This is a genomic window from Nonomuraea sp. NPDC049709 (assembly GCF_040674815.1).
In the GTDB taxonomy this organism is placed as follows: Bacteria; Actinomycetota; Actinomycetes; order Streptosporangiales; family Streptosporangiaceae; genus Nonomuraea.
Genome location: NZ_JBFANM010000049.1, coordinates 72,786 through 97,091, shown reverse-complemented (window position 1 = coordinate 97,091; position 24,306 = coordinate 72,786). Strand labels below are relative to the sequence as shown.

The 24,306-nt window shown below is 69.8% G+C and carries 22 protein-coding genes; 14 read left to right on the top strand and 8 right to left on the bottom strand.

The window, feature by feature from the left end:
* From AB0J69_RS39430 to AB0J69_RS39420, 3 genes are all read left to right on the top strand, one after another.
* A partial coding sequence (locus AB0J69_RS39430) for a fumarylacetoacetate hydrolase family protein (protein ID WP_364128587.1) occupies positions 1 to 717 on the top strand: 717 nt, incomplete at its 5' end.
* Positions 718 to 1,731, top strand: coding sequence for an alcohol dehydrogenase catalytic domain-containing protein (locus tag AB0J69_RS39425; protein WP_364128584.1), 1,014 nt, complete (start codon positions 718 to 720; stop codon positions 1,729 to 1,731).
* A gap of 12 nt (positions 1,732 to 1,743) precedes the next feature.
* Positions 1,744 to 1,938 carry a hypothetical protein gene (locus AB0J69_RS39420; RefSeq protein WP_364128581.1) on the top strand — a complete coding sequence of 65 codons (195 nt, stop codon included), beginning with the start codon at positions 1,744 to 1,746 and terminating at the stop codon, positions 1,936 to 1,938.
* Here AB0J69_RS39420 and AB0J69_RS39415 read toward each other — a convergent pair.
* From AB0J69_RS39415 to AB0J69_RS39400, 4 genes are all read right to left on the bottom strand, one after another.
* On the bottom strand, positions 1,925 to 2,107 hold the full coding sequence (locus AB0J69_RS39415; RefSeq protein WP_364128578.1) for a hypothetical protein: 183 nt from the start codon (positions 2,105 to 2,107) through the stop codon (positions 1,925 to 1,927). The genes AB0J69_RS39420 and AB0J69_RS39415 overlap by 14 nt on opposite strands.
* The gene (locus AB0J69_RS39410) at positions 2,104 to 2,616 is read right to left on the bottom strand and encodes an FAD-dependent oxidoreductase (RefSeq protein WP_364128575.1); all 513 of its coding nucleotides are present in this window, start codon (positions 2,614 to 2,616) and stop codon (positions 2,104 to 2,106) included. The genes AB0J69_RS39415 and AB0J69_RS39410 overlap by 4 nt, the downstream gene beginning before the upstream one ends.
* Before the next feature lie 134 nt (positions 2,617 to 2,750).
* Positions 2,751 to 3,851: a hypothetical protein gene (locus tag AB0J69_RS39405; protein ID WP_364128572.1), complete on the bottom strand. Its 1,101-nt coding sequence runs from the start codon at positions 3,849 to 3,851 to the stop codon at positions 2,751 to 2,753.
* A 624-nt stretch (positions 3,852 to 4,475) separates the two neighbouring features.
* Positions 4,476 to 7,562 (bottom strand): BTAD domain-containing putative transcriptional regulator, encoded by a 3,087-nt coding sequence (locus AB0J69_RS39400; RefSeq protein WP_364128570.1) that lies wholly within the window; start codon positions 7,560 to 7,562, stop codon positions 4,476 to 4,478.
* 72 nt (positions 7,563 to 7,634) lie between these two features.
* Between AB0J69_RS39400 and AB0J69_RS39395 the strand changes: the two genes are divergently transcribed.
* Together AB0J69_RS39395 and AB0J69_RS39390 are read left to right on the top strand one after the other, a co-directional pair.
* The gene (locus AB0J69_RS39395) at positions 7,635 to 8,225 is read left to right on the top strand and encodes an NAD(P)H-dependent oxidoreductase (protein WP_364128567.1); all 591 of its coding nucleotides are present in this window, start codon (positions 7,635 to 7,637) and stop codon (positions 8,223 to 8,225) included.
* Positions 8,222 to 8,767: a dihydrofolate reductase family protein gene (locus AB0J69_RS39390; RefSeq protein WP_364128564.1), complete on the top strand. Its 546-nt coding sequence runs from the start codon at positions 8,222 to 8,224 to the stop codon at positions 8,765 to 8,767. The genes AB0J69_RS39395 and AB0J69_RS39390 overlap by 4 nt, the downstream gene beginning before the upstream one ends.
* Before the next feature lie 265 nt (positions 8,768 to 9,032).
* On the opposite strand, the gene AB0J69_RS39385 is transcribed toward AB0J69_RS39390, so the two are convergent.
* The gene (locus AB0J69_RS39385; protein WP_364128612.1) at positions 9,033 to 9,392 is read right to left on the bottom strand and encodes an SGNH/GDSL hydrolase family protein; all 360 of its coding nucleotides are present in this window, start codon (positions 9,390 to 9,392) and stop codon (positions 9,033 to 9,035) included.
* A gap of 48 nt (positions 9,393 to 9,440) precedes the next feature.
* Here AB0J69_RS39385 and AB0J69_RS39380 point away from each other — a divergent pair, with 48 nt between their 5' ends.
* From AB0J69_RS39380 to AB0J69_RS39360, 5 genes are all read left to right on the top strand, one after another.
* Entirely contained in the window at positions 9,441 to 10,079 is a 639-nt protein-coding gene (locus AB0J69_RS39380) for a LamG domain-containing protein (protein WP_364128562.1), read from the top strand.
* Positions 10,080 to 10,769: 690 nt separating this feature from the next.
* A complete protein-coding gene (locus AB0J69_RS39375; RefSeq protein WP_364128559.1) occupies positions 10,770 to 12,335 on the top strand; it encodes a CBM35 domain-containing protein in 1,566 nt (521 codons plus the stop codon).
* 969 nt (positions 12,336 to 13,304) lie between these two features.
* Positions 13,305 to 14,579, top strand: coding sequence for an erythromycin esterase family protein (locus tag AB0J69_RS39370; protein ID WP_364128557.1), 1,275 nt, complete (start codon positions 13,305 to 13,307; stop codon positions 14,577 to 14,579).
* Positions 14,580 to 14,937: 358 nt separating this feature from the next.
* Positions 14,938 to 15,276, top strand: a complete 339-nt coding sequence (locus tag AB0J69_RS39365) for an RICIN domain-containing protein (protein ID WP_364128555.1) — start codon at positions 14,938 to 14,940, stop codon at positions 15,274 to 15,276.
* 400 nt (positions 15,277 to 15,676) lie between these two features.
* On the top strand, positions 15,677 to 16,930 hold the full coding sequence (locus AB0J69_RS39360; protein WP_364128552.1) for a hypothetical protein: 1,254 nt from the start codon (positions 15,677 to 15,679) through the stop codon (positions 16,928 to 16,930).
* A gap of 324 nt (positions 16,931 to 17,254) precedes the next feature.
* Here AB0J69_RS39360 and AB0J69_RS39355 read toward each other — a convergent pair whose 3' ends face one another.
* Positions 17,255 to 17,488 carry a hypothetical protein gene (locus tag AB0J69_RS39355; protein ID WP_364128549.1) on the bottom strand — a complete coding sequence of 78 codons (234 nt, stop codon included), beginning with the start codon at positions 17,486 to 17,488 and terminating at the stop codon, positions 17,255 to 17,257.
* The gene (locus AB0J69_RS39350) at positions 17,413 to 18,012 is read right to left on the bottom strand and encodes a hypothetical protein (RefSeq protein WP_364128546.1); all 600 of its coding nucleotides are present in this window, start codon (positions 18,010 to 18,012) and stop codon (positions 17,413 to 17,415) included. Before AB0J69_RS39350 ends, AB0J69_RS39355 begins: the two co-directional genes overlap by 76 nt.
* A 305-nt stretch (positions 18,013 to 18,317) precedes the next feature.
* On the opposite strand from AB0J69_RS39350, the gene AB0J69_RS39345 reads away from it, so the two are divergent.
* The 4 genes from AB0J69_RS39345 to AB0J69_RS39330 all read left to right on the top strand — a co-directional run bounded on the left by AB0J69_RS39345 (position 18,318) and on the right by AB0J69_RS39330 (position 22,716).
* Positions 18,318 to 18,899 (top strand): TetR/AcrR family transcriptional regulator, encoded by a 582-nt coding sequence (locus AB0J69_RS39345; RefSeq protein WP_364128543.1) that lies wholly within the window; start codon positions 18,318 to 18,320, stop codon positions 18,897 to 18,899.
* A 186-nt stretch (positions 18,900 to 19,085) separates the two neighbouring features.
* Positions 19,086 to 20,027, top strand: a complete 942-nt coding sequence (locus AB0J69_RS39340) for an NADP-dependent oxidoreductase (RefSeq protein ID WP_364128540.1) — start codon at positions 19,086 to 19,088, stop codon at positions 20,025 to 20,027.
* A 94-nt stretch (positions 20,028 to 20,121) separates the two neighbouring features.
* Positions 20,122 to 21,228, top strand: coding sequence for a Gfo/Idh/MocA family oxidoreductase (locus tag AB0J69_RS39335; protein ID WP_364128537.1), 1,107 nt, complete (start codon positions 20,122 to 20,124; stop codon positions 21,226 to 21,228).
* Positions 21,229 to 21,792: 564 nt separating this feature from the next.
* Positions 21,793 to 22,716: an SDR family NAD(P)-dependent oxidoreductase gene (locus AB0J69_RS39330; RefSeq protein ID WP_364128534.1), complete on the top strand. Its 924-nt coding sequence runs from the start codon at positions 21,793 to 21,795 to the stop codon at positions 22,714 to 22,716.
* Positions 22,717 to 22,821: 105 nt separating this feature from the next.
* On the opposite strand, the gene AB0J69_RS39325 is transcribed toward AB0J69_RS39330, so the two are convergent.
* The gene (locus AB0J69_RS39325) at positions 22,822 to 23,841 is read right to left on the bottom strand and encodes a DUF4331 family protein (RefSeq protein ID WP_364128531.1); all 1,020 of its coding nucleotides are present in this window, start codon (positions 23,839 to 23,841) and stop codon (positions 22,822 to 22,824) included.
* Positions 23,842 to 24,306: the final 465 nt, after the last annotated feature.

Genomic DNA, 24,306 nt, shown 5'->3' with positions numbered 1-24,306 from the left:
CTGCTCGCCGACCGGGTCGCCACCGGCCGGCGCCGGGAGTTCGCCGGGGAGCGGATCGGCGCGCCGATCGCCCGGCCGCACCAGATCCTGTGCATCGGCCTCAACTACAGCGACCACGCCGCCGAGACCGGCCAGGCCGTTCCGGACGAGCCGATCCTGTTCACCAAGTCGCCCAACACCCTCATCGGCCCGAACGACGACGTACGCATCCCGCGCGGCGCCACCAAGACCGACTGGGAGGTGGAGCTCGGCATCGTGATCGGCCGCCGCACCTCCTACCTGGACACCGTGGAAGAGGCCAAGAACGCGATCGCCGGCTACTGCGTGGTCAACGACGTCAGCGAGCGCGCCTTCCAGATGGAACGCGGCGGCCAGTGGAGCAAGGGCAAGTCCGCCGAGACCTTCAACCCGGCCGGCCCCTGGCTGGTCACCCCGGACGAGATCGCCGACGTCACCAACCTCGGCATGTGGCTGGACGTCAACGGCGAACGCCGCCAGACCGGCACCACCAAAACGATGATCTTCGACCCGTACGTCATCGTGCACCACCTCAGCCAGTTCATGGTCCTGGAACCCGGCGACCTGATCAACACCGGCACCCCACCCGGCGTCGGCATGGGCCACAACCCGCCCATCTGGCTCCAGCCCGGCGACGTCATCGAGCTCGGCATCGACGGCCTCGGCACCCAGCGCCAGCACGTCGTGGGACCCCGATAGATGCGTGCCCTGGTGTTGACCGGCCCAGGTAAGGCCGAGGTCCACGAGGTCCGAGCGCCCGTCGCCGAGCCAGGCGAAGTGGTCGTGGACATCGAGCGGGTCGGCGTGTGCGGCACGGATGTCGAGCTGTTCACCGGCGAGATGAGCTACCTGCACACCGGCCGCTCCTGGTACCCGCTCCGTCCCGGTCACGAGTGGTGCGGACGCGTCAGTGCGGTGGGCGAGGGCGTGAGCCCTTCATGGCTCGGGCGGCGGGTCACCGGAGACACCATGCTCGGCTGCGGTCACTGCGACCGCTGCCGGGCCGGCCGTCACCACGTGTGCGCCGAGCTTGCCGAGATCGGCATCAGCCGGGGCCGCCCCGGCGCGCTGGCCGAGCAGCTCTCGGTGCCCGCCACGGCCCTGCACCACCTGCCGGACACCGTGGATCCCACGCTCGGCGCGCTCGTCGAACCAGGGGGTAACGCTCTGCGGGCCGTCCGCGCAGCGGGACTGGAGGCGGGTGATCGGCTTCTGGTCCTGGGCACCGGCACGATCGGCCTCCTCACGGCGCTGTTCGCCCGCGCCGACGGAGCCGAGGTCCACTTGATGGGGCGCGACGACGACGGCCTGCGTCTGGCCGCAAGCCTGGGCTTCACCGAGGCCTGGACCCGGGGGTCGCTGCCTTCCCTGCCCTGGGATGCCGTCATCGACGCGTCCAACGCGCCCGAGTTGCCCGCCCTGGCGCTCGACCTCGTCGAACCCGGCCGGCGTGTCGTCTACATCGGCCTGGCCGGCACCCCGTCCACGATCGACACCCGCGACCAGGCGCTCAAGGACGTCACCGCCGTCGGCATCCTGGGCGGGTCGGCCGGCCTGGCGGGAACCATCGCCGCCTACGCCGAAGCCTCGGTCGACGCCCGCCCCCTCGTGGCCGCCACGGTCGGCCTCGCCGAGACCGCCGACGTCCTGGCCGGACGCCGGCCGGCCGGTGCCGGGCCGGGCCCGAAGATCCACATAGACCCGCGCCGATAGGAGAGTACGAACGTGATCGATACGGCGGACCCCGACATCGCCGACCCGTACGCGAGCCAGCGCTCCGGAGAGCGGGCCGATGCCGGCGCGCAGGCCACGTTCCCGTTCGCCGGCACGCCGGACCGGGGCACCTGCTGCACGGCGGGCGATCTGCTCGCCTACGTCCGCGCGCTGCACAACGGCACGCTCCTCGTCATGACCGGGTGAGGAGCCGGCTCTCCACCGCGTCGGTGACCGCGAGGTGGCGGCGGCGGCTCGGCATCATCAGGGTCGGGTGGGAGACGCTCCAGGCCGCGCCGGCGCAGATCATCTCCTTGATGCGGGCGGCGGTCCGGCCCGTGATGACGGTGGACGTGACCTGACCGTCGGGGGTCACGCGCTGGATGATGGCATCGCGGCGTCCGAGGCTGATGCACTGCAGGCGTAGCCGATGGTGGTCCGGGGAACCTTGCGACCGGTCAAGCGCGCGGCGATCGCGGCCTCAAGGTCCGGGTAGGCTTCGGCGATCTCGGTGGCCGCCTCGATGCCGGTCAGGCCGCCGCCCACGATCAGTACGGTCCCACCGGGCTTCAGCTCGCCCAGGCGCGCCCGCAGCCGGACGGCGGCCTGCTTGCCGGCCACGTTGTGGGCGTGCTCCGCGACACCGGGGGTGCCGTGATCGGCGATGGCGCTGCCCAGGGCGTACACGAGGGTGTCATAGGCGAGGGTCTCACCGCTGAGATCGACGGTCTTGCCTGCCACATCGACAGCGGTGACCCGCGCGGTCCGGACCTGTACGCCGGTGCCCGCGTAGAGGTCGCGCAGCGGGCGGGGCGGCAGATCCTGCCCGCTCGCGAGCTGGTACATGCGCACCCGTTCGACGAACTCCGGGTCACCGTTGACCAAGGTGATCTACATCGTGCGCGAAGGTGTCGCCGCCATGCTCTCCCGGGCCGGCGTCGAGGTCGTCGCGTCCGTGGGCGACGCCGTCGAGCTGGTACGGGCCGCCGCCGCCGAGCAGCCGTGCCCGACGGCGCTCGTTACGGCCTGTCCTGCAGCACTCCCGTCAGCCGGTCGTAGCGGTGGACACGCACGCTGGACTCGGCGCGGTTCTGCAGTCCCCTGACCCGCACGACGAGCACACCTTGCTGAGCTCGGTCCTCGGTGCTGACGCGGAGCCAGGGCTCACCGTCACGCAGCGCGATGACATCCTCCACCAGATCGCCGTCGTACCCCGCCGCGATGGCGTACGTACGGCCTTCAGGTGAAGCGATGTCGATGCCGCCGTCCTGCCGAAGCGTGAAGGTGACGACGAGATTGCCGCGGCCGCCGTTCGCGTCGCCCACGAAGTCGTACAGAGGCGCGGGATCGCCCACGTAGTATCGCAGCCGGCCCATGCCGGTGACGTCCATGCCGTTGTAGAAGTTGCGGCCCGCCGAGTCCAACCAGAAATGCGGGTTGTGGGTGGGCGAGCTGAAGCTCGGGCCGGAGTTGTAGGAGATGTGCCAGTGGGGAGGATTGTCGGCGTGCAAGGTGTTGTTGGTCTCGAAGCCCATCAGCACGAACCTGTGCCCCTTCGCCGCGGCGACCTCGACCAGGCCGGAGTCCCGGAGGATGGTGTGTGCCGCGACGAGCTGGTGCACCACCGATCTGACCGGGCCGGCCGGCCACGGCACCGCCGTCCATGGACCCGCGACGCGGTCAGGGTCGTTGTGCTCGATCCGCCAGTTCATTCCCGGCGAGATGTCGGGGAAGCTCCACACCTGGAGCGTCGGCTGGTTCGCGTCGGCCGAGGACTGCGTCATCGGCAGCGTGAACGAGAAGCTGTGCCTGTCGCCGGGTACACGGCGCAGCGCCAGCCGGGTGTCCTGGTGGACGACGGCCTCGATGTGCGTATCCGGCCAACGGACGGTGACCTCTATGCCCGCAGCGTTCTGCGGGCCTTGCACGAACGTGTAGTACTCCGCACGTGAGGCCACGGAGTAGTTCGCGCCGGGCAGGATCTCGTAGCCGGCGGGCAGCACGACCTCGGGCCGGCTGGGTTCGCCAGGCCGGCTACGCACGACGCGGAAGGCCGCGTACGCCGTCGCCGCCGCCTGGACGGCGCCGGGCAGGGCGACCGCCAGGCCGGCAACGGGCACGCCGGCGAGTAAGGCCCGACGGGACAAGGATCCAGACATGAGGGCATTCCTCTCAATCGCACCACGGGGGCTGTGCCGTCCGTTAGGCAGGGGACGCGCCTTGATCTTCTGCCTCGGGCCTACCGGCGGAACCTCCCCTCTCGGAACGGCAAGTGAACACGGAGCATCGTTTCCAGGCCACCCACCGGCAGATCGACGAAATCGTGCTCCTGCTGGAGTTGCTGACGTCGCCACGACCGAACGGTTCTACGTCGAGCGTGGCCTGTCGGTGGCCAAGAGCTCTGGCCGCGAGTACGTCGAGTTCGCCACCTCACCCGTCAAGCCCGCGCTCTACGGGCGCCATACCGCTGCCAAGGACGCCGGCGTCTCCCCGGCCGGCACCGGACCGCACCGGATCGCCGTCGGCAGCGACGCCGCGCACCTTCACCGACCCGGACGGGTTCGAACGGGAGGCCGCCTCCGCCTCACGCCGGCACGGCCACCTCAGGCGATTTGGGCGTCTGGATATCGAAGAATCGCTCCTGCATCAGCGGAGCAGGAGGCGGTCCAATGCCTCTGCCGGCCAGTCGGCGTACTCGCGCAGTTCCCATGTCCTGCCGGCTTCCGTACAGGATCACGACGTGCTCATGTGATCGTCTCGTCCAGGGTCTGGTGGCGGCCGGCGGTGTATTCAGTGGTGAAGATCTCTTCGCCCAGGATCTGGCGGCAGGTTGCGGCGATCCTGTCGGCGTCGGCACGTTCCGCCGGGGACGGCGGGAGGGCGGTGGCCTCGCGGGACGCAGCCGCCGCACCGAGGAGCCGGGCGGCGTGGGCGTGGGCGCCCGCGAGGGCCACGGCCCCGGCCAGGCCCTCCGCGGCGGAGATCACGCCGTGCGGGGCGTCGAGCTTGCGTGCCGCGCTGTACGCCTCCAGGTGCAGGGCGCGGGCGGCCTCGGCGTCGCCGCGTTCCTCGGCGGTGAAGCCCAGTTCGACCAGGACCATCGAGAGGTACAGGGGCTCGGCGCCGCCTCCTGACTTCGCCCGCCGTACCAGGTTGCCGAGGTGTTCCTGGGCGAGTTCGAGCTTGCCCTGCCGGCGGGCGGCGCAGCCGAGGCCGATCTCGGCGAGGATCTCGCCGCCCGAGTAGTCCTGTTCCATGGCGAGGCGGAGGGCGCGCTCGCACAGCTTCCAGGCCTTCGCGTAGTCGCCCAGTTGCACGTGGGTCCAGCCGAGCCAGGCGAGTTGGCCGCTGACCTCCGGCCACAGGCCCAGCTCCTCCGCCATGTGCACACCCTCCTCGTGCCGCCTGGCGGCGCGGTCGTTGTCGCCGGTCAGTTCTGCCAGGCCGCCCAGCCAGCTCGATGCCTGCAGTTGACCCCATCGGTCGCCGAGCTCGGCGAACAGCTCCGCGCTTCTGGTCGCTGCCTGCCCGAGTACGGTCAGGTCGCCGCGTACGTGCGCGAACTGGGCGCGAGTGCTCAGCGCCGCCGCCTCGCCCCACCGGTCGCCCGCGGCGCGCAGGGCCTCCAGAGCCCTGTCGAGCAGGTCTTCAGCGGCTTCCATCTCACCCAGGTTCACCAGCGATAATGCCAGGAACCACGCGGCCCTGGCCCGCTCGCCCAGCTCTCCGGCGAACACCTCGGCCGCCTGCTCCCGGCGTGCCACCCACTCGGCACTCCCGCCCTTCAGCACGGAGATGCCCACAAGCCACGCCATCGCCACAGAACGCACCCCGCCACCCGCCGCGGTGAGGGCGGTTTCGAGTGAGCGACCGGCCTCGGTCAGGCGGCCGCGCAGGTACCAGTACCAGGTGAGGGCATCGACGAGACGGAGGGTCAGCTCCGGGTGAGCGCCGTCCACGACCGCGCGGAGGTTGGCGGCCTCCGCGTCGAGCAGGCCGAGCCACTGGCGCTGGTCGGGGCCGTAGAGGTGGGGGGCGGCTCGTTCAGCGAGCTCGGTGTAATAGGCATGGTGGCGGTGCCGTACCTCATTCAGCTCGCCCGCCTCTCGCATGCGTTCCACGCAGTAGGCGGCGACGGACTCCAGCAGGCGGAAGCGGTTTCCCGCCCTGGCCACCAGCGACCTGTCGACGAGGCGGGCGAGCAGGTCGAGGACGTCCTCGGCGGCCACGCCGGCGCCGGGGCACACGGCCTCGGCCGCCTCCAGGACGCACCCGTCGGCGTGTACGGCCAGGCGGCGCAGCACGAGCCGCTCCTGCTCGGTCAGCAGCTGCCAGCTCCAGTCGATCATGGCGGTCAGCGTCTTCTGGCGGGGAGGCGCACCCCGATGCCCGGTCGCCAGCAGCCTGAAGCGGTCGTCCAGCCGCTCCACCAGGCCGTCCACGCCCAGCGCCCGCACCCTGGTGGCGGCCAGCTCCAGCGCCAGCGGGATCCCGTCCAGCCGCTTGCACAGCAACGAGACGGCGGGGGCGGTCGAGTCGTCGAGCCGGAAATCGCTCTGCGCGGCCGCCGCCCTGGCCGCGAACAACCGGACCGCGCTGTCCTGCTCCAGCGGCGGCACGTTCCACACCACCTCGCCAGGCAGCGCCAGCGGCTCCCTGCTCGTCGCCAGGATCCGGAGTTCCGGCGCGGCCCGCAGCAGCGCCTCCGCCAGGTCCGCCACCTGGTCCACGACGTGCTCGCAGTTGTCCAGCACCAGCAGCACCCGCCGGTTGCGCAGCGCACGCGCCAGCCGGTCGCGTGCCGTACGCGGCTCGCCGCCCGGGTCGCGGATCTCCATGACCGCCATCACGAGCTCGGCCACCTCGCCGGACCGGGGCATGGAGGCCAGCTCGACCAGCCAGACACCGTCGGCGTGGGCGGAGACCAGTCGGCCCGCCGTCTCCACGGCCAGCCGCGTCTTGCCCACCCCGCCGGACCCGCAGAGCGTCACCAGCCGATTCGTCCCGAGCTGTGCGGATACCGCGGCCAATGACTCCTCGCGTCCGATCAGCTCGGTGAGCGGAGCTGGCAGGTTGGTGGCGTGCCGTACCGCAGGAGCGAGGTCAGGGTCCTGGGCGAGGATGGCCCGCTGCAACTCGGCCAGCTCGGGGCTGGGGTCCAGGCCGAGCTCCTCTCCGAGCCGTTCGCGCAGGTCGGCGTAGCTGTCCAGCGCCTCGCTCTGCCGTCCGGCCCGATACAGGGCCTTCAGGTGTACGGCACGCAGCCGCTCACGAAGCGGATGCCGCGCCACCAGGTCGGCCAGCTCCCCGGCGAGCAGGGCGTGTTCCCCCAGCTCCAGCCGGGCCTCGGCGTGCGCCTCCACGGCGGTCAGGCGCTGCTCCTCCAGCCGGGCGATCGCCGCCCTGGCGAACTCCTCGTCGGCGAAATCGGCGAACGCCGGGCCCCGCCACAGGGCCAGCGCGTCGGCCAGCAGCGCGGCCCGCGTTCCCGGGTCTTTCGCCGCTTGTGCCTGCTTGGTGAGCTCGGTGAACCGGCGCGCGTCCACGGCGTCCGCCTCCACCTGCAGCAGGTAACCCGCGGGCCGGTGCGCCACCAGCTTCCGGTCGCCCAGCGCCTTGCGCAGCTGGGAGACCCTGACCTGCAGCGTGGCCGATGGATTGGCGGGGGCGTCGTCCCCCCACAGGTCGTCGACCAGCCGGTCGGCCGACACCGGGCGGCCCTCGTGCAGCAGCAGGTCGGCCAGGATCGCGCGGACCTTCAGCCCACGGATCGTGACGGGCACGCCGTCCGCGTCCCACACCATCAGCGGGCCAAGCACCCCAAACCGCATGACCGTCACCCTATGCCGGAGTGGTAAGAGCGGTGGAAGGAACCGGTAAGGGCCGCCCAGCACAGTGGTCACATGGCAAGCAACGAACGGCTGCGGGTGGCGGTGATCATCGGTAGCACCAGAAACGGCAGGTTCGGCCCGACGGTGGCCGAGTGGTTCGCCGCCCAGGCCCGCAGGCGAAGGGAGCTGGAGGTCGACGTCGTCGATCTGGCCGAGGCGCGGCTGCCCGAGGTCCTCACCGACGAGGACGAGGAGCCGCCCGCCGAGGTGCGGGCGCTGGCTCCGCGGCTGGCCGCGGCGGACGGCTTCGTGGTGGTGACCCCCGAGTACAACCACAGCTTCCCCGCACCGCTCAAGACCGCCATCGACTGGTACTACGCGGAGTGGCAGGCCAAACCGGTCGCCTTCGTGTCGTACGGCAGAGAGTCGGGCGGCCTGCACGCGGTCGCCCAGCTCCGTGAGATCTTCGCCGTGCTGCGGGCGGTGGCCGTCACCGAGGCGGTCAGCCTGCCCTGCTACTGGGATCTCTTCGACGCCGACGGCTCCTGGCCCAAACGGGGCGCGAGCTGCCATGCGGCGGCCGGAATCACGCTTGACCAGCTGTCATGGTGGGCCCGTACGCTGCGGGACGCCAGAAACGATCATCAATGGAGAGAACAATGAGGAAAGTCATCGCTTCGACCTACACCACGCTCGACGGCTACATCGACGAGCCGCAGAACTGGTCGTTCGACTACCGGACGGACGATGCCACCCAGTACGCCCTGGACCTGATGCGCAGGTCGGACGCCCTGCTGGCGGGGCGGCTCACCTACGAGGGGTTCGCGTCGGTCTGGCCGACCAGGCCCAGCGACGAGTTCTCCGACCGAATCAACGGCATGCACCATTACGTGGTCAGCGACACCCTGGAGAAGGCCGACATCTGGGGCACCTCCACCATCATCAGGGGCGAGAACCTCGTCGAGGAGGTCACCAAGCTCAAGCGGCAGCCGGGCGGCGACATCATCATCTACGGCAACGGGCAGCTGACCGACGCGCTGTCGCAGGCCGGGCTGCTCGACGAGTACCACCTGTGGGTGCACCCGCTCATCCTCGGTGAGGGTGAGCCGCTGTTCAGGCGTGAGTCGAAGGCCAAGCTGAAGCTGCTGGAGAGCAAGACGTTCAGCTCCGGCCTGGTCATCCTGGTCTACCAGCCCGAGCAGTAGACCGGGATGACCGTTGCGAACCCGCCTCGGTCAGCGGAACCCGCCGAAGGCTCTTCGGCACCGTCCGGATCGCGCAGGTCGCGGATGGTGCCGGGGCCACGTCGGGAAGCGGCGGGCGTCACCCGCGTTCGGTCCTGAACGAGTATCGCGATCACTACAACGGGCATCGGCCGCATCGGGCTCGCGGGCGGCGCGGGAGTTCTGACGCCCGACAGGCCGTTCGAGAGAAGCAGGGCCGGGTGGACTTGCACCCACGACCCACGGATCATGGGTGCGTCACCCCTGCGCCGGTCCGGTGGCTTGGTGGTTCGGGTTGGAGGTGTGCGCGTACGAGCGGCGTGATCGAGGTGGCCATGTGGGCGTAGCCGGCTGCGTTCGGGTGCAGGCCGTCCGGCATTAGGTGCTCCTGGGCCGGTCCGAACACGTCGAGCCCGTCGACCAGGTGAACATCCGCGTCACCGTGTTCGCGCAGCAGGCGCACGGCCTCGGCGATATCGGCACGCGTCTCCGCCAGGCTCATCCCGGTCTGCCCGGTCTGCTCCTCGCGGCTGGGTGAGAAGATCGGCGACATGACCAGGATCGGCACCCGGGGGTGGCCGTCCCGGACGGTGCTGACGAATCCCAGGACCGCGGGCAGGAACGAGCGCTTGGTGAAGGCCCGACGACCCCGGACGTGTCACCGCGGCACGACAACACCGCGTACGTGCGGGGCGACGCGAGACTGACCGGCGGCCGGTACGGCAAGGGCCTGGCGCTGGACAAGGTCGACGACGGCGTCGAGGTGCCGTACACGCCCGCCGTGGACGTGGAGGATGGCGACTTCACGGCCATGACGTGGTTCCGGTACAACGCGGCCACCGGCTCGCACACCATCCTGTCGGCGTACCGGATCAATGCCGCGCCGCAGATGTGGCTGCTGGCCGAACCGGCGAGCAACCGCATCCGGGCCTTCCTCGGCACCGGCCTGGGCACCGCAGTGACGCTGGAGTCGCCGGCGGCATGCAACGACGGGGCCTGGCACCACATCGCGCTGCAGCGGATCGACCGCCTGCTCACGATGTACGTCGACGGTGCCCCGGTCGCGACGGGCACCACGCCGCCCGGCTCGGTCACCAACGGCCGCGAGTTCGGCGTCCACGGCCTGTCCGTCGGCCAGCGGCTCGCCGGCGCCAACCAGTTCCTCGGCACACTCGACGAATTCAGGTTGTACGGTCGCGCGCTGACGGCCGAGGAGCTTTCCGAGATCCGTACCCACAACGTGCCCATCGCCGGCCGGCTGCGGCTGCCCTTCGAAACGATCGACGCGACGTGACGTGATGACACATCGGCGGCTGTCGGTCGTGACAGCCGCCGGGGTGGCGACCAGCCCACTCATCGATCCCAGCACGAAACATGATCTCGGATCAGCCACTCGGGGGAGTGCTGACTTCCACGTCTGGAAGGGCGGGGCGAGCCACGCCGGCAAGGGGTACACACGACGGCCCGGGGGCGGCGAGCGGGATGAGGTCGCGGTGGGCGGGTGGTCGCACGCGTTGGGCGAGCACTACCGACGCGCCTCCTTCGCTCGAGACGGTCTCGAGCCGCAGCTTGAACCGCACGGGCCGGTCCCTTCAACAACCGGCACATCAGGGGTCGTGAGCGTCGCCGCGGAGGCGGCAACCTCGTCGATGCCCGCTGCCGGCTCGGTGCGACCGCCGGCCTGTTCCGGCACCGCCCGGATGGTGTGCCCGCTGTGGGCCTGCACCACGAGAGCCGTCAGCATTCACCGGGAGCGATCCGCGATGAAACTTTCATGGCGGATGCGGCAGCACGGCTGCACAGCATGATGATGACGCATTCGCCCCTTTCCGTCCCCCGTGACCTCGGCCGACGCGCCGTCTGCCGGTGGGGCTGCCGTGCCGCGGGGGGTTTCGTTTGCAGGCTCGGCCTTTTCATGCTCGGTGGTGCGTGCTTAGATTCGCTCGTCCTCGGAAAGCGCTTACCAAGTCTATGGAGACCAAGGATGCGCCTGAAAGCCGTCACTACCTGCGCCGGCCTGTTGGCCGGCGTACTCGTTGGACTGTCACCGTCGGCCGCGCACGCAGCGCCCACGCGGTACGAGGCCGAAACATCTCCGGCGGTCTGCACCGGCACGATCGACTCCAACCACGCCGGCTTCTCCGGCAGCGGCTTCTGCAACGGCACCAACGCCGCAGGCGCCCACGCCCAGTTCACGGTGAACGCCTCGGCGGCGGGCACGGCGACGCTGGCAGTGCGGTTCGCCAGCGGCACCAGCAGCAGCCGTCCCGCCGACCTGACCGTCAACGGTACGACCGTGCAGTCGGTGTCGTTCGAAGGCACAGGTGCGTGGAACACCTGGGTCACCAAGACCATGACCGTGTCGGTGAACTCGGGCAGCAACACCATCCGGGTCAACCCCACCAGCAGCGCCGGCCTGCCGAATATCGACTACATCGACCTGGAAGCGGGCGGCACGACGCAGCCGCCGGGCGACACCCTGTACGTGGCTCCCGGCGGCAGGGACAGCGCGGCCGGGACGCAGGCGGACCCGACCACGCTCACCTCCGCGATCACCCGCATCGCCGCCGGCGGAACGATCTTCATGCGCGGCGGGCGGTACGACTTCTCCCAGACGGTCACCATCGCGGCGGGCAACAACGGCACCTCCGGCGCCCGCAAGAAGCTGTCCGCCTACCCGGGTGAGACGCCGGTGCTGAACTTCTCCGCCCAGAGCGAGGATCCGGCGAACCGCGGACTTGCCGTGGGCGGGTCGTTCTGGCACATCTACGGCATCGTCGTCGAGCGGGCCGGTGACAACGGGATCCTCCTCGCCGGCAACAACAACATCATCGAACGCACCGTGACGCGCTTCAACCGCGACACCGGGCTGCAGCTCTCGCGGCTGGAAGCCGGGGCGCCACGGGAGCAGTGGCCGTCCAACAACCTCGTCCTGAGCGCGGTGTCGCACGACAACGCCGACTCCGACGGCGAGGACGCCGACGGCTTCGCCCCGAAACTCACCGTGGGCCCCGGCAACGTCTTCCGCTACACCGTCTCCCACAACAACATCGACGACGGCTACGACCTGTTCACCAAGAGCGACACCGGCCCCATCGGCGCAGTGACCATCGAGGACTCCCTCGCCTACGACAACGGCACCCTCAGCAACGGCGGCCAGGCCGGCAACGGCGACCGCAACGGCTACAAGCTCGGCGGCGAGGACATCGGGGTCAACCACGTCATCCAGCGCACCATCGCCTACGGCAACGGCAAGCACGGCTACACCTACAACCGCAACCCGGGCACGATGACGGTGTCGAACAATGTCAGCATCGGCAACGAGGAACGCAACTTCAATTTCGACGGCGGCTCCTCGGTGTTCCGCAACAACACCTCCTGCAACAGCGGGTCGAACGACAGGATCATCGGCAACGCCGACAGCTCCAACCAGTTCTGGTCCGGCTCGAACGGCTCCCGCTGCTCCTCCTACACCGGCGCCCTGGCCTGGTCCTTCGCCGCGGACGGCCGACTGATCGTGACCTTCGGCGGCACACCGGTCAGGCCGTAACAGCCTCCGCCGCCCGACGGCCGCCACCACCGCGGCGGCGGCCGTCGCACCCCCCACCGAGAACACCGCACAGGGCGGCCTCGACACCCGGTTCTTCCGGCGCGAGCCCGTCCTCCGACGGCGACCCTTCCGCGTCACCGTGGGTGCATGGCCGACCCTGCCAAGCCTTGACCAGGTGATCGCACAAAGCCGATCCTGCCGCCCCGCGGAGAGTGGTGCGGCAGGACCAGCTGTCTGCCCCTTCGAATCGGGCTCGTCCATGAGGCGCCGCTGTGCGGGAACCGGGGGTCCTCGCAGGAAGGCCGGAGCGGCCGGAGCGCGCTGAAGGCCGGCAGCGCTCCCAGGCCTGGTGGTCATCGGTGAGATGCCGGCGCAGGACCTGGATGGCGGGCTGCTCATCGAGGTCGGGTGCTGCTCCGGGGCGGGCAGGACGAGGCCGGGAGGTCGGATGCCGTCCCAGATGCCGGATCCGAGCCATCCCTCGCCGCAGGACCAGCGGTGCGGCGTCCGGTAGGAGGCGAGTTCAGCAGGCTCGGCGACGGCGCCGTGGGGCAGGCCGACAGGGCGTCGATGATCTCGGCGAGCGGGGGCACAGCATCGGCCGGCCGCTGTCGTGGAAGGCGAGCATCGCCTGATCGTCGCGGTAAAGCACCAGGCCGGGACGGCTGCCGAGCGGCGCGACCTTGCGCGGCCGCACCGGGGGGCTGGGTAACTCCAGCCGGTCAGGACGGCGGCCGTACCGGTCGGCCCAGCGCGCCGCCGGCTCCACGCGCTGCTCCTCCAAGGCGTCCTGGACGGTTTGCAGGACCAGCGCAGTAGCCCAAGAGACGACTGCTCCGTACGGCGTAGCCGAAAACCCTCCCAAGGAACGACGATCATTGTTGACATGCCGTGAAAGGGTCTTTTCGGACAGTAGGCGTGGAGGTGCGCACGTGCACGCCCGGAGCCACGACGGCGTGGAGGCATGAGATGACCAGCCAACAGAATGTGGCGAGCTGGATACGTGATCACGGGTCTGCTCTCGACACCCTGGAATTTGCGGCTCCCTTGGATGATCTCGAACCGCTCCGGGACGTCGTGGGCGACGCACGGGTGGTGGCATTGGGCGAAAGCTCCCACCACATTCGGGAGTTCTACCAGGTGCGCCATCGCATCCTGCGCTTTCAGGTCGAGCGTTGCGGTTTCCAGGTGTACGCCCTGGAGGCCCCCTTCACTCAAGGGCAGCTCCTGGAGAAGTGGGTGCAGGGCGGCCCGGGGACGGTGGAACAGGTCGCCGGGACCGGCATCGCCATGTCCCTGGGGCAATGCCGGCAGATGTATGAGGTGTTGACCTGGATTCGGCAGCGGAACGAGAAGCCCGAAGGGCCGTTGCTCAGATGTGTCGGAACCGACCTGCCTGGCGCCTTCGGATCGCCCCTGCCCGCGCTCGAAGCGCTTGCCGGCTACCTGAAGTGGGCTTGTCCCGAGGCGCTCCCCACCCAGGAGGCAGCCCTCGACGTGGTCAGGAGCTTCCACGACCCGGTCACCATGCAGGCCTTCGGCCGCTACCAGGAACTCGGCCCCGGCGAGCGGAACACGCTGACCAGTGCGTTGAGCCAGTTGACGGCCGTCATGCAGCGGTTGACCTTCGTGCAAGGCCGTCGGGGCCATGAGGCCGAGCACGACACAGCGCTGTGGCACCTTCGCGGGGCCTGGTACCTGGATCAGCTCCATCGCGCTACCTCAGGGGAGGGCTTCGAGGTCGCATCGACGTTTCGCGATGTCTACATGGCGGAGTCCGTCCTGCGGCTCCTGGACGGGGACCCGGGCACGCGCGTCGTGCTGGCCGCACACAACTGGCACATCCAGAAGACCCCCGCGGCCGAGGGCGGCGATCGCCTGCTGCTGCCGGCCGGAGCCCACCTCGCCGCCGCGCTGGGAGACGATTACCGGGCCATCGGCGTGACCTCGAGTCACGGCCGTACCGCCACCGTGGGCGAACCGACGCCGGAGCGGCCGGAGGGCACCTGGTACGACGCACCGCTCCCGCCGCCCACCGACCACAGCATCGAAGCGGCGTTCCCCACCGGCGCCCTCTGGACCCTCGCGAACCTGCGCGCGGCCCGCCCTCACGTCGAAGACGCGGAAGCCTTCCAGCAGTCCCGCATGGCCGACTACTTCCTCGACATACCGGTGTTCGCGGCGTTCGACGCCATCGCCCACGTATCGCACACGACCGGCACCGACTACGTGGTACGGCGCTGAGCTCCTCATGACTGCGCCGCCCCGGCCTACGCTGTGACCGGAAGCGCGCCCAGGCCCATGAGGCGCGCTCGCGGAGCAGCTTGGCTGCGGGCACGGACGGCCTCCCGCTGGACGGCCTTCCGCTGGACGGCCTTCCGCTGGACGGCCTTCCGCTGGACGGCCTTCCGCTGGACGGCTTCTCGCCAAGCCTTGCCGGGGAATCCAGAGGCGGGTGATGATGCGTTCTCGCTGGAACCGTCCGGCAACCGTGACGAAGACCGCGACGTCGATCACGACGAGCGCTGCGGCGGCGATGCCCGCGATCAAGGTGTCGAACAGCATGAGTCAATAACTTCCACTGGCCCCGAAGCCGGCTGGCATGCTGGTGGAATGCCATGATCAAAAACCTACGTACAGGCCCCCTGATCGCCGATCAAGGCTCGATGGATTGCAGGCTTCTCTTTCGCAGCACTCCGGCAAGTGCCTCGACGTGAACAACACCTCTACCGCGAACAACGCGCCCGTCATCCAGTACACGTGCGGCAGCGGCACCGACCAGCAGTGGCAACTCCGCGCCGTGTCCGGCACGAGCTACGTCGAGATCGTCGCCTGGCACTCGGGCAAGTGCCTCGACGTGTCCGGCCAGTCGACGGCAGACAGCGCCCGTCTCCAGCAGCACACCTGCTGGGGCGGCGCCAACCAGCGCTGGGACGCTTGAGGCCACACCAACCCGAAGCACGTGAACCACGAAGGCATCGGGCCGCCGGAGGGCGAGCAGTCTACGTGATCCTGGACGGCACCCCGGAGCGTCGTCCAGCCCGTGGTCCAGTTCTTCCCGCCCGGCGGCCAGCTGCCGGCCGCGCGACCGCCCCGCCGGGGAGAAGGCGGCCACCCAGGACGAACTGGTCCGGCTGCTCAAATCCAGCCAGATCCTGCGGACCACGGACCATCACCGCGCCCCGGTCACCGGCCAGGCCATGACGCGCAGGCCGTCGAGCATGCCCGGACCGGCGGTGCGAATGCTCCTGCCGGAGGCAGGCGTGTTGACGCCGTTTGTGCGGCATGTTGTGATCCACACATGCGTATTTGGTGATCATTTAGCAGGAAATGAGGTGGTTATGAGGTTACTCCAGCGTGCCGCCGCGGTTGTCATGCTCCTGGTGAGCGCGGCGGGCATCCAGGCCGCGCAGGGTGGACCGGCGCAGGCGGCTCTGCCCACCGCCGCCGTCGCGCTCGGCGACAGCTTCGTCAGCGGGGAGGGCGCGGGGGACTACCAGCCCGTCGTCGACACCTCCGGTACGGCACAGGACTTCCCCGGCTGGTCGGCGGCCAACAGCAACGCCTACTTCTGTCACCGGTCGGCGAACGCCTCGGTGTTCACGGCGTCGCTCCCGGGCATCCAGCAACGTTTCAACCTCGCGTGCTCCGGCGCCCAGCCCGCCGACATCGCCACCCCCGCCAGCGCCCGGGCCGAGGGACGCGCCGTCGCCGCGCAACTCGATCAGCTGCGCGCCCTCGCCCAGACGCACGACATCGACGTCGTCCTCGTCGGCCTCGGCTCCAACAACACCCAGTTCACCTTCGGCGACGTGGCCACGCTGTGCGCCAACCGCTTCATCGCCGACGCCTGGACAGGCTGGTGGGAGTTCTGGGCCTATCTGAAGGGCGAAGTGCCGCAGAAGCCCTGCACCGCCTCGGACCTGGCCACCGACACCGAGGTCGCCGCCGCCACCACCGAGACCACCGCGGCCCTGCGCCAGATCCTCGACACCCTCGCCCAGATCGACGCCGACGGCACCCACCAGGTGATTCTGCAGACCTACACCAACCCGCTGCCGCCCGACATCGCCCCGCAGTACCACGACGAGGACGGCCGCACCGACACGCGCGACAAGTTCCGCGCCCTCGGCGCCGAGCGCTACGCCGCCGGGTGCCCGATCCACCGTGCGAGTCTCGCCCCTGGGCACGTGTTCTCCCAGAACCTCGGCTCCCTGGTCAAGAACGCGCATGCCACGCTGGCAGCCGAACGCCCGGCGGCCGACCTGCGCGTACTGGACGTCCAGAGGGCTTTCGACGGGGCCAGGCTCTGCGAGAACCCCGGCAGCCCGGCGGGCGCGCTCGCGACGCCGGTCCGGGTACAGGACGGGCCGTCCGGCACGTTCATCACAAGCCTGTCGGGCTGGGACAAGATCGGTATCCAACGGGCGGCGAACACCTGCGTCACCTACTTCCAGACCTGCCAGGAGTCGTGGCACCCCAACGCCGCGGGCCACACGGTCCTCGGCCAGTGCCTGACCGGCGCCTTCGCCGCGGCGCCCCGCGCGGTCGTTACGTGCGCCCGTAACGCGGACGGCACGCTCGCCATCTCCTGACGTCTCCTCAGCTTCGCGTCCGGCTGTCTGGAGCCGGACGTGTCGCTGGGCAGGCGATCGGTCCGGGCAGCGCGGCGGGGACGGCGCCGCCAGAACTGCCGTCGGCGCAGGCGCACGGCTGGGTGTTGCTGCCCGCACTGGCCCGGCTCGGCGATACCGCCCCAGGACAGAGCCACACCCGACGAACCGCATCTCAACCCGCCCACGGCCGACGGCCGGCCGCCACCTCTCAACTGGTCCACTCCGCCGGTGATCGCACGGCATCGTGCCGTGTGCGGTGCCAGAACGCGGATAGTGCTGCTGAGCTGGGCGTTCGCCGGGTGATCAGGCTGCTCTGTGGTGCTCGTTGATCAGTCCGGTGACGGTGCTTCGGCGGTGGATCCGGGAGGTCATGTCGATCATCTGGCTGGGGTGGTGCAAGGGAGGGTGGAGGGAGCGGCTCTGATGTGGGCGATGATGGTGGAAATGGTGCTCGTACTCGGTCAGGACCTTGCGTAGGTGCCGCTCCCCATGGATGAGCGGGTGATCGAGGCACTCACGGCGTAGTGTTCCTGCCAATCGTTCGGCGAACGCGTTTGCCCGTGGTGATCGGACGGCATCTTGATGATCCTCACGCCGTTGGCGGTGGACACCTGATCGAACGAGCGGGGGAACTTGCCGTCACGGTCCCGGATGAGAAACCTGAAGGCGTCGGCGCGTTCATCCAGGTCCATCAGCAGGTTCCGGGTTTGCTGGGTGGTCCATGCGCCGGTTGGGTTGGAGGTGAGGCCCAGCAGGTGCGCGCGGCGTGTCTCGATCTCCATGACGAACAAGACATACAGGCGTTTGAGGAACACGGTGTCGACGTGGAGGAAGTCGCAGGCCAGGATGCCGGAGGCTTGCGAGGTGAGGAACTGTCGCCAGGTCGGTGAGGCCGGGGCGTGGCGCTGGGCCCAGGCCGGTCGCGAGGATTCGGCGTACTCCTCCTGTGAGCCTTTCGGCCGAGCCGAACCCGGGTGTGGCTGGCGAACCGCGCCGGCCCGCCACCGATCGGTCAGGGAAGTGGCCGGGCTCAGCCACCACTGGTGTCGCCGGAGCCGCACGCCTGGTGCCGATCGTCCACCCGTAAGGGACCCAAGAATTCCACGGGAGCATGGACCTGCCCCCGCCATATCCCCCCGTGTCTCGGAAAGTCACTCTCACGGGCGAGTCCAGCATCCCGAACACCCTCCAGCGGCCCGCAACGGGCCGTGACACGGGGAGCAGGCGGCCTGACCACCCCTGGGCGGGGCGCGTCGAAGTAGGCGGACCCCCGGCTCGACCAGCAGGTCGGCGCCTTGCCTTCCCCGGCCGGTTCGAGCGAGCGTAAACTTGACTGTTCGTTCCAGATAAGACTAGTCTGCGCTGCATGGCACGGGTGAGGGAGTTCGACACGGAGGCCGCGCTGGAAGCGGCGATGTCGGTCTTCCGGCACAAGGGCTACGAGGGCACCTCGGTGCAGGACCTGGTCGACGCCACCGGGGTGGGCCGCGGCTCTCTCTATGCGGCGTTCGGCAGTAAGGAGGGCCTGTATCGGGCGGTGCTTGATCGTTACCGGGAGCGGTATGCGCTCCCTCTGGTCGATCTGCTGCGCAGCGGCACCCCGGCACGGGAGCTGATCCGCGACATCCTGGTCGATCTGGTGGAGACCATCCTGCGGGACGGGCGCGAGCAGTCCTGTCTGATCGTCAGCGCCGCGACCGAGCGGCTGTGTCACGACCCCGAGGTGGCCACGCGGGTGGAGGCGACGACCTCGCTGCTGGAGGACGAGCTGACCGAGGTGATCGCGGCGGCCCAGGCCCGCGGCGAGCCGGTCGGCATCCGCGACCCCCGGGACTCGGCGAGGCTCATCATGACGCTCATTCATGGGTTGCGTGTCACGGGGGCGATCAATCCCGACCGCCGGCACCTGATGAGCATCGTGGAGGCGGCCCTGAGCTGCCTTGACTGATGTTTCACGCCCTAAATCTGTAACGATCATTCAAGATATTTGCCGTCGATAGCCAGGAAGGCATGCCATGGACGACTGCGACACGCTGCACCGCCGCTCCGACATCCGGGCCGGGGACAATTCGTGGGCGCTCAGGGCTCCCGCTGCGCGGAAGGCCGATCGGCCGGGCGCGTTCAGGAGCCGGCGGTGAAGGCCGTCGGCGCGTTCGGCTTCGGCGGTCCCGAGGTCCTGCAGGTGGTGCAGGTGCCTGAGCCGCATGCCGGGTCCGGATGTGTACGCATCCGCGTCCATGCCGCCGCGGTCAATCCGGCGGACACGCTCATGCGTGCCGGACAGGTTCGCCTGCCCGGCGTGCGGCCGCCGTACATCCCCGGGCAGGACGCCGCGGGCGTCGTGGACGAGATAGGCCCCGGCACCGCCACCGGCCTGCGGGTGGGCGACCGCGTGATGGCCATGGTCATGCCGAACGTCCCCGGCGGCGGCGCGTACGCCGAGCACGTGGTCCTGCCCGCTTCCTGGGTGGCCAGGGCGCCGGCCGCCGCCGGCCACGCCGAGGCCGCGACACTCCCGCTCAACGGTCTCACCGCCCGCCTGGCGCTCGACCTGCTCGCCCTGTCGCCCGGCCAGACGCTCGCGATCACCGGCGCGGCCGGCGCGGTCGGCGGCATGCTGATCCAGCTGGCGAAGGCCGACGGGCTGCGGGTCGTCGCGGACGCCGCTCCTGCCGACCGCGACCTGGTCCGGTCTCTGGGTGCGGACTCGGTGGTCGCCAGGGGCGGCGACGTGGCCACGCGGTTCCGCGAGGTCGTACCCGCCGGAGTACACGCTCTGGCCGACGCCGCGCTCATCGGTGCCCCGGTCGCGGCAGCGGTCCGCGACGGCGGCGGCATCGCCGCCTTCCGCGGCACGGCCGCCTTCGGCCCGCCCGAACGCGGGCTCGGCTATCACCACGTCTACGTCCCCGACTACGGCGGCAGACCCGACAAGCTCGACGCGTTGCGCCGCCTGGCGGAGACCGGTGCGCTGACCATGCGCGTGGCGGGCACGTTCCCGCCCGAGCAGGCGGCCGAGGCCCACCGTCGCTTCGAGGCCGGAGGCGTCCGGGGGCGGCTGGTCCTGCAGTTCTGACCCACCCCACCAATCCCCACCACACCAACCCCCCGGCACACGACATCGGTACACCCGTTCGCCACCGGCGACCGGGCATCACCAAAGGAGCATCATGAAGATCGGCGTCGGCATCATCGGGGCGAGCGTCGGCGGCTGGGCCGCCATCAGCCATGTCCCCGCGCTCAAGGCCCTTCCGGACTACGAGTTGCGCGCCATCAGCACCTCACGCCGCGAGTCCGCCGAGCGGGCCGCCAAGGAGTTCGACGTCCCGGCGGCCTTCGACGACCCCGCCGGCCTGATCGCCCACCCCGGCGTGGATCTGGTGGTGGTGTCGGTCAAGGTGCCCCACCACCACGCGCTGATCTCCGCGGCGCTGGCGGCGGGGAAGATGGTCTACAGCGAGTGGCCCCTCGGCGTCGGCACCGACGAGGCGGCCGACCTGGCCGCCCGAGCCGAGGCCGCCGGTGTCCGTACGGTGATCGGGCTGCAGGGCGGCTTCCTCCCGGCGATCCGTCACACCCGTGACCTGGTCGCGGACGGCTACGTCGGGAAGGTGCTCGGCACGACGCTGGTCGGATCGGGACTGTCCTGGAGCCCCGTGACCGACCGCGCGCACGCCTACCTCTACGACGCCACCGCCGGCGCGACGCTCCTGACGGCGTCGGCGCTGCACGCCCTGGAGGCGGTCAACGTCGTGCTCGGCGAGCTCACCGATATCTCGGCCAACCTGGTTCACAGCCTCACACAGGCACAGGTGATCGACGAGGGCTCCACCATCCCGGTGACGGTGGCCGACCAGGTATCCGTCACGGGCACCTTCCGCAGCGGTGCCGCCCTCTCCCTGTTCTACCGGGGCGGCTTCTCCCGCGGCGACAACTTCCGGTGGGAGATCAACGGCACCGAAGGCGACCTGGTCCTGACCGCCCCCGGCATCAACGGCAACCTCCAGGCTCTGGACCTGCGAGTTCAGGGCGGCCGGGGCGATGACCAGACGCTCGCCGACATCGCCCTCCCCGACAGCCGCTTCCATCCGGTCCCGCGCGACCTGCCCGCAACGGCGCAGGGCGTAGCCCAGGTGTACGCGCGCTTCGGGCGGGACCTGCGTGAGGGCACGCACACCGTGCCCGGCTTCGGCCATGCCCTGCGGCGGCACCGGCTCATCGACACGATCGAGCGGGCCTCCCGCACGGGAACCACCCGGATACCGGCCCCGGCATAGGCGAGCCGCCTGGGCGTTCTTCGTCGCATGGAACACATCACCAGGACATCCACCGGCAAGCGTGCCCCTGGCCAAACCGTGCAAACCGAAACCGTCGGTTCCCGGCTCGGCGACTGGTGCAACCGTGGGTTTCATCCTGCTGCGTGACCGCCCCCCACCTGATGATCGACGCCACCCTCGGTGCTTTCCCGAACCCGCGATGCCGAAGCATTCACCGCGCTCGCCGACGCAACAGCTCACCAGGTCAGCCTCAACGCGCCGATATCACCTCTCCTGGCAGCGCGGGTTCGGGAAAGCCGGGAGGTGCCCTGGATGCGACATTCCTTCAAGCCCGGTCAACCTGCCTCACCTGCCTGAAAAGATCATCTCGCTCTGACCTGCGGGAAGATGCCGACAACCCCAGATAGCAGAGCACGGCCGCAACCGGCAGGGTACGACGGTGAGCGGCGTCCCGCCCCACGCGACAGAGCAGGCGGACGTTGTGCCCTTGGGGGGCTCGTCTGTACTGGTCATCTGCCAGTTCGGCCGTGCTTCCGTACTTGCATCCGGATCGAGGAAACGCCCATGTCTGAGCTCTTCCGTAGTCCCTTCGACCGCCATTCGACCGCTTCGGAGGTGATCAAGAGTGTCGACCTCTCCGGCAAACGCGCAGTGATCACTGGTGCCACGTCCGGTATCGGTGTGGAGACCGCCCGTGCACTGGCGGCCATCGGCGCCGAGGTCACCCTCGCAGTTCGGCGTCCCGACGCCGGAGAGCAGGTCGCAGCCGACCTGCGGACCAAGACCGGCAACGACGCGATCCACGTCGCCCGGGTGGACGTGGCGGACCTGGCCTCGGTGAACGCGTTTACCGCTGCCTGGGCCGGTCCCCTGCACATCCTGGTCAACAACGCCGGGATCATGATGCTCCCCGAACTGGAGCGGGGCACCGGTGGCCACGAGCAGCAGTTCGCCACCAACTACCTGGGGCACTTCGCCCTGGCCCTGGGCCTGCACAGGGCACTCGCTGACGCCCGCGGTGCACGCATGGTGAACGTGTCTTCCAGCGGTCACATGTTCTCCCCGGTCGTCTTCGACGACCTGGACTATCGCTTCCGCCCCTACGACGCGCTGGGCGCCTACGGCCAGTCCAAGACCGCCGAAGTGCTCCTGGCCGTCGAGGCGGACCGGCGCTGGTCGGGCGAGGGCATCCGGGCGAACGCGCTGCACCCCGGGGCAATCGCCACCAACCTCCAGCGGCACACCGGCGGCCTGAAGACCCCCGAGCCCTACCGCAAGACCATCGAACAGGGCGCGGCCACCACCGTCTTCCTCGCCGCCTCCCCGCTGGTCGAAGGCATCGGCGGACGCTACTTCGAAGACGTCAACGAAGCCCCGCAGGTCACCTCACGGCCCACACAACCGGGCGTGCCCGGAGTGGCACCCTATGCGCTCGATGCCGCGAACGCCGAGCGCCTGTGGGATCTCGGCACCACCATCCTGCGCTGACCGCGGCCATGAGACACGGCGGAGATCCCGGCGATCGGAGAGTGAGGCTTCGAACTGCACCGGCGACCCCACCGAGGCCGAGCGGATCGGCGCGCACGTCGCACGTCAGGAGGTGGCTGCCGGGTGCGGGTCGCCGAGGTACGGGAACCGGTCCAGGGTGTCGGTGTGCGGCTGCAGGCCGGTGGGCGGGGCCTCGTTCTTGGTGAGGAACGCGACGCGGATGTCGATGACGTCTTCGGTGAAGGTCCGGCCATTGGGATACGCGGCCGGCTTGGACGGGTCGAAGCGCAGCACGTCCGGCAGCAGGCCGTGCTCCTCGATCGCGGCGATCGCCTCCTCGCGCGAGTAGCCGCCGGTGTGCCCCAACAGGTGGACGAACTGGTCGGTCCAGTTTTCCCGGTCGTCGACCGGCTCGCTGGCGTTGTAGTCCTCCTTGGTGTCGTCGGTGTTGAAGAAGCTGCTCATGGACGGGTGCCCGGCCCGGTCGGCGTGGACGAGCTCGCCGTCGCGCAGGACGCTGCACCGGCCCCAGATGTGCAGCTCGGGCTGGGGTGCCAGCTCCGCGGTCGGCAGTTCGATGGCCATGGAGAAGACGTTGGCCGTAGTGTTGGAGTCGACGCCGGTCCAGGGGGACTGCCCGCTCAGATGCGGTGCGGTGAAGTTTCGCTTGCCGCTGGTGTCGAACAGGTTCTTGATCCCGTCGAAGTCGAAGAAGAAGGCGTCGCTGCGGCTGCCGGCGGCCACCTTGTACTCGCCGCTGCTGACCACGTTGGCCTGGGGGCCGAAGGAGACGGCCGCGTCCGACACGATCTCGGTGCCGGCCGCCTCGGGGCTGCGAGCCTGCGCACCCGTGGCCATGTAGACACTGTAGGTCTGGGAGCCGTCGGCGGCCGGCGGGCTGAAGACCCAGCTGAAGGCGATGTCGGTCAGGTAGTCGCCGTCGTTGTCGATGTTCAGGCGGTACACGGCGTCGGGATGCAGGGCGTCCGCGTTGGGATTGGCATTGAGGATGATGACGGTCCTGCCCGGATCGCCGGGCGCGGTGAAGGCGTAGAGGTCGCACAGATCGAGGCGCTGGTCTCCGAGGGGCGGCCCGAGGCTGAGGCCGGTGAAGTGGTTGGACATGTCGGGCCCTTTCATTGCTCGCTCACCAGATGCCTGCTGGAACGTTCCATCGCCGGGTGCGGCGCGGTCGCGTCCCGTGGAGTGGCGTCGGAATCGATCTGCGCTTGATCCTGTTTCTGCAGGTTAAGCCCTGTCCACCGAAATGACCGAGAGGTGTGGACGCGTGGCGAGTCGCGCGGCTCAGCCACCCGTTCACAGCCGGGCCCGCGCGTTCAACTGCTGAGCATCCGGCGCGGGAGCGAGGTGCCCACGATGCGCTCGCACCATCCTGACGGTCAGTTGCGTCATATGCCTGAACCGGCGAAGGCAACATACGCCTCTTCCTCTGGTCTCGGGTAGCGCTTGGCATCCGAGAGCACCTTGCTGCGGTCAGAAATGGCGCCTGAACACCTGGGACTCATCGCACGCTCACCACCTGCATCCACCGGCCCGACCAAGAAGGGAACCCCGAACCTGCACTACGAG

Coding starts and splice junctions, on each gene's coding strand:
- AB0J69_RS39395 (WP_364128567.1), top strand. CDS start 7,635: ATGGCAAGCAACGAACGGCTGCGGGTGGCGGTGATCATCGGTAGCACC.
- AB0J69_RS39370 (WP_364128557.1), top strand. CDS start 13,305: ATGACCAGCCAACAGAATGTGGCGAGCTGGATACGTGATCACGGGTCT.
- AB0J69_RS39330 (WP_364128534.1), top strand. CDS start 21,793: ATGTCTGAGCTCTTCCGTAGTCCCTTCGACCGCCATTCGACCGCTTCG.
- AB0J69_RS39365 (WP_364128555.1), top strand. CDS start 14,938: ATGCTGGTGGAATGCCATGATCAAAAACCTACGTACAGGCCCCCTGAT.
- AB0J69_RS39335 (WP_364128537.1), top strand. CDS start 20,122: ATGAAGATCGGCGTCGGCATCATCGGGGCGAGCGTCGGCGGCTGGGCC.
- AB0J69_RS39325 (WP_364128531.1), bottom strand. CDS start 23,841: ATGTCCAACCACTTCACCGGCCTCAGCCTCGGGCCGCCCCTCGGAGAC.
- AB0J69_RS39390 (WP_364128564.1), top strand. CDS start 8,222: ATGAGGAAAGTCATCGCTTCGACCTACACCACGCTCGACGGCTACATC.
- AB0J69_RS39400 (WP_364128570.1), bottom strand. CDS start 7,562: ATGCGGTTTGGGGTGCTTGGCCCGCTGATGGTGTGGGACGCGGACGGC.
- AB0J69_RS39345 (WP_364128543.1), top strand. CDS start 18,318: ATGGCACGGGTGAGGGAGTTCGACACGGAGGCCGCGCTGGAAGCGGCG.
- AB0J69_RS39375 (WP_364128559.1), top strand. CDS start 10,770: ATGCGCCTGAAAGCCGTCACTACCTGCGCCGGCCTGTTGGCCGGCGTA.
- AB0J69_RS39360 (WP_364128552.1), top strand. CDS start 15,677: ATGAGGTTACTCCAGCGTGCCGCCGCGGTTGTCATGCTCCTGGTGAGC.
- AB0J69_RS39425 (WP_364128584.1), top strand. CDS start 718: ATGCGTGCCCTGGTGTTGACCGGCCCAGGTAAGGCCGAGGTCCACGAG.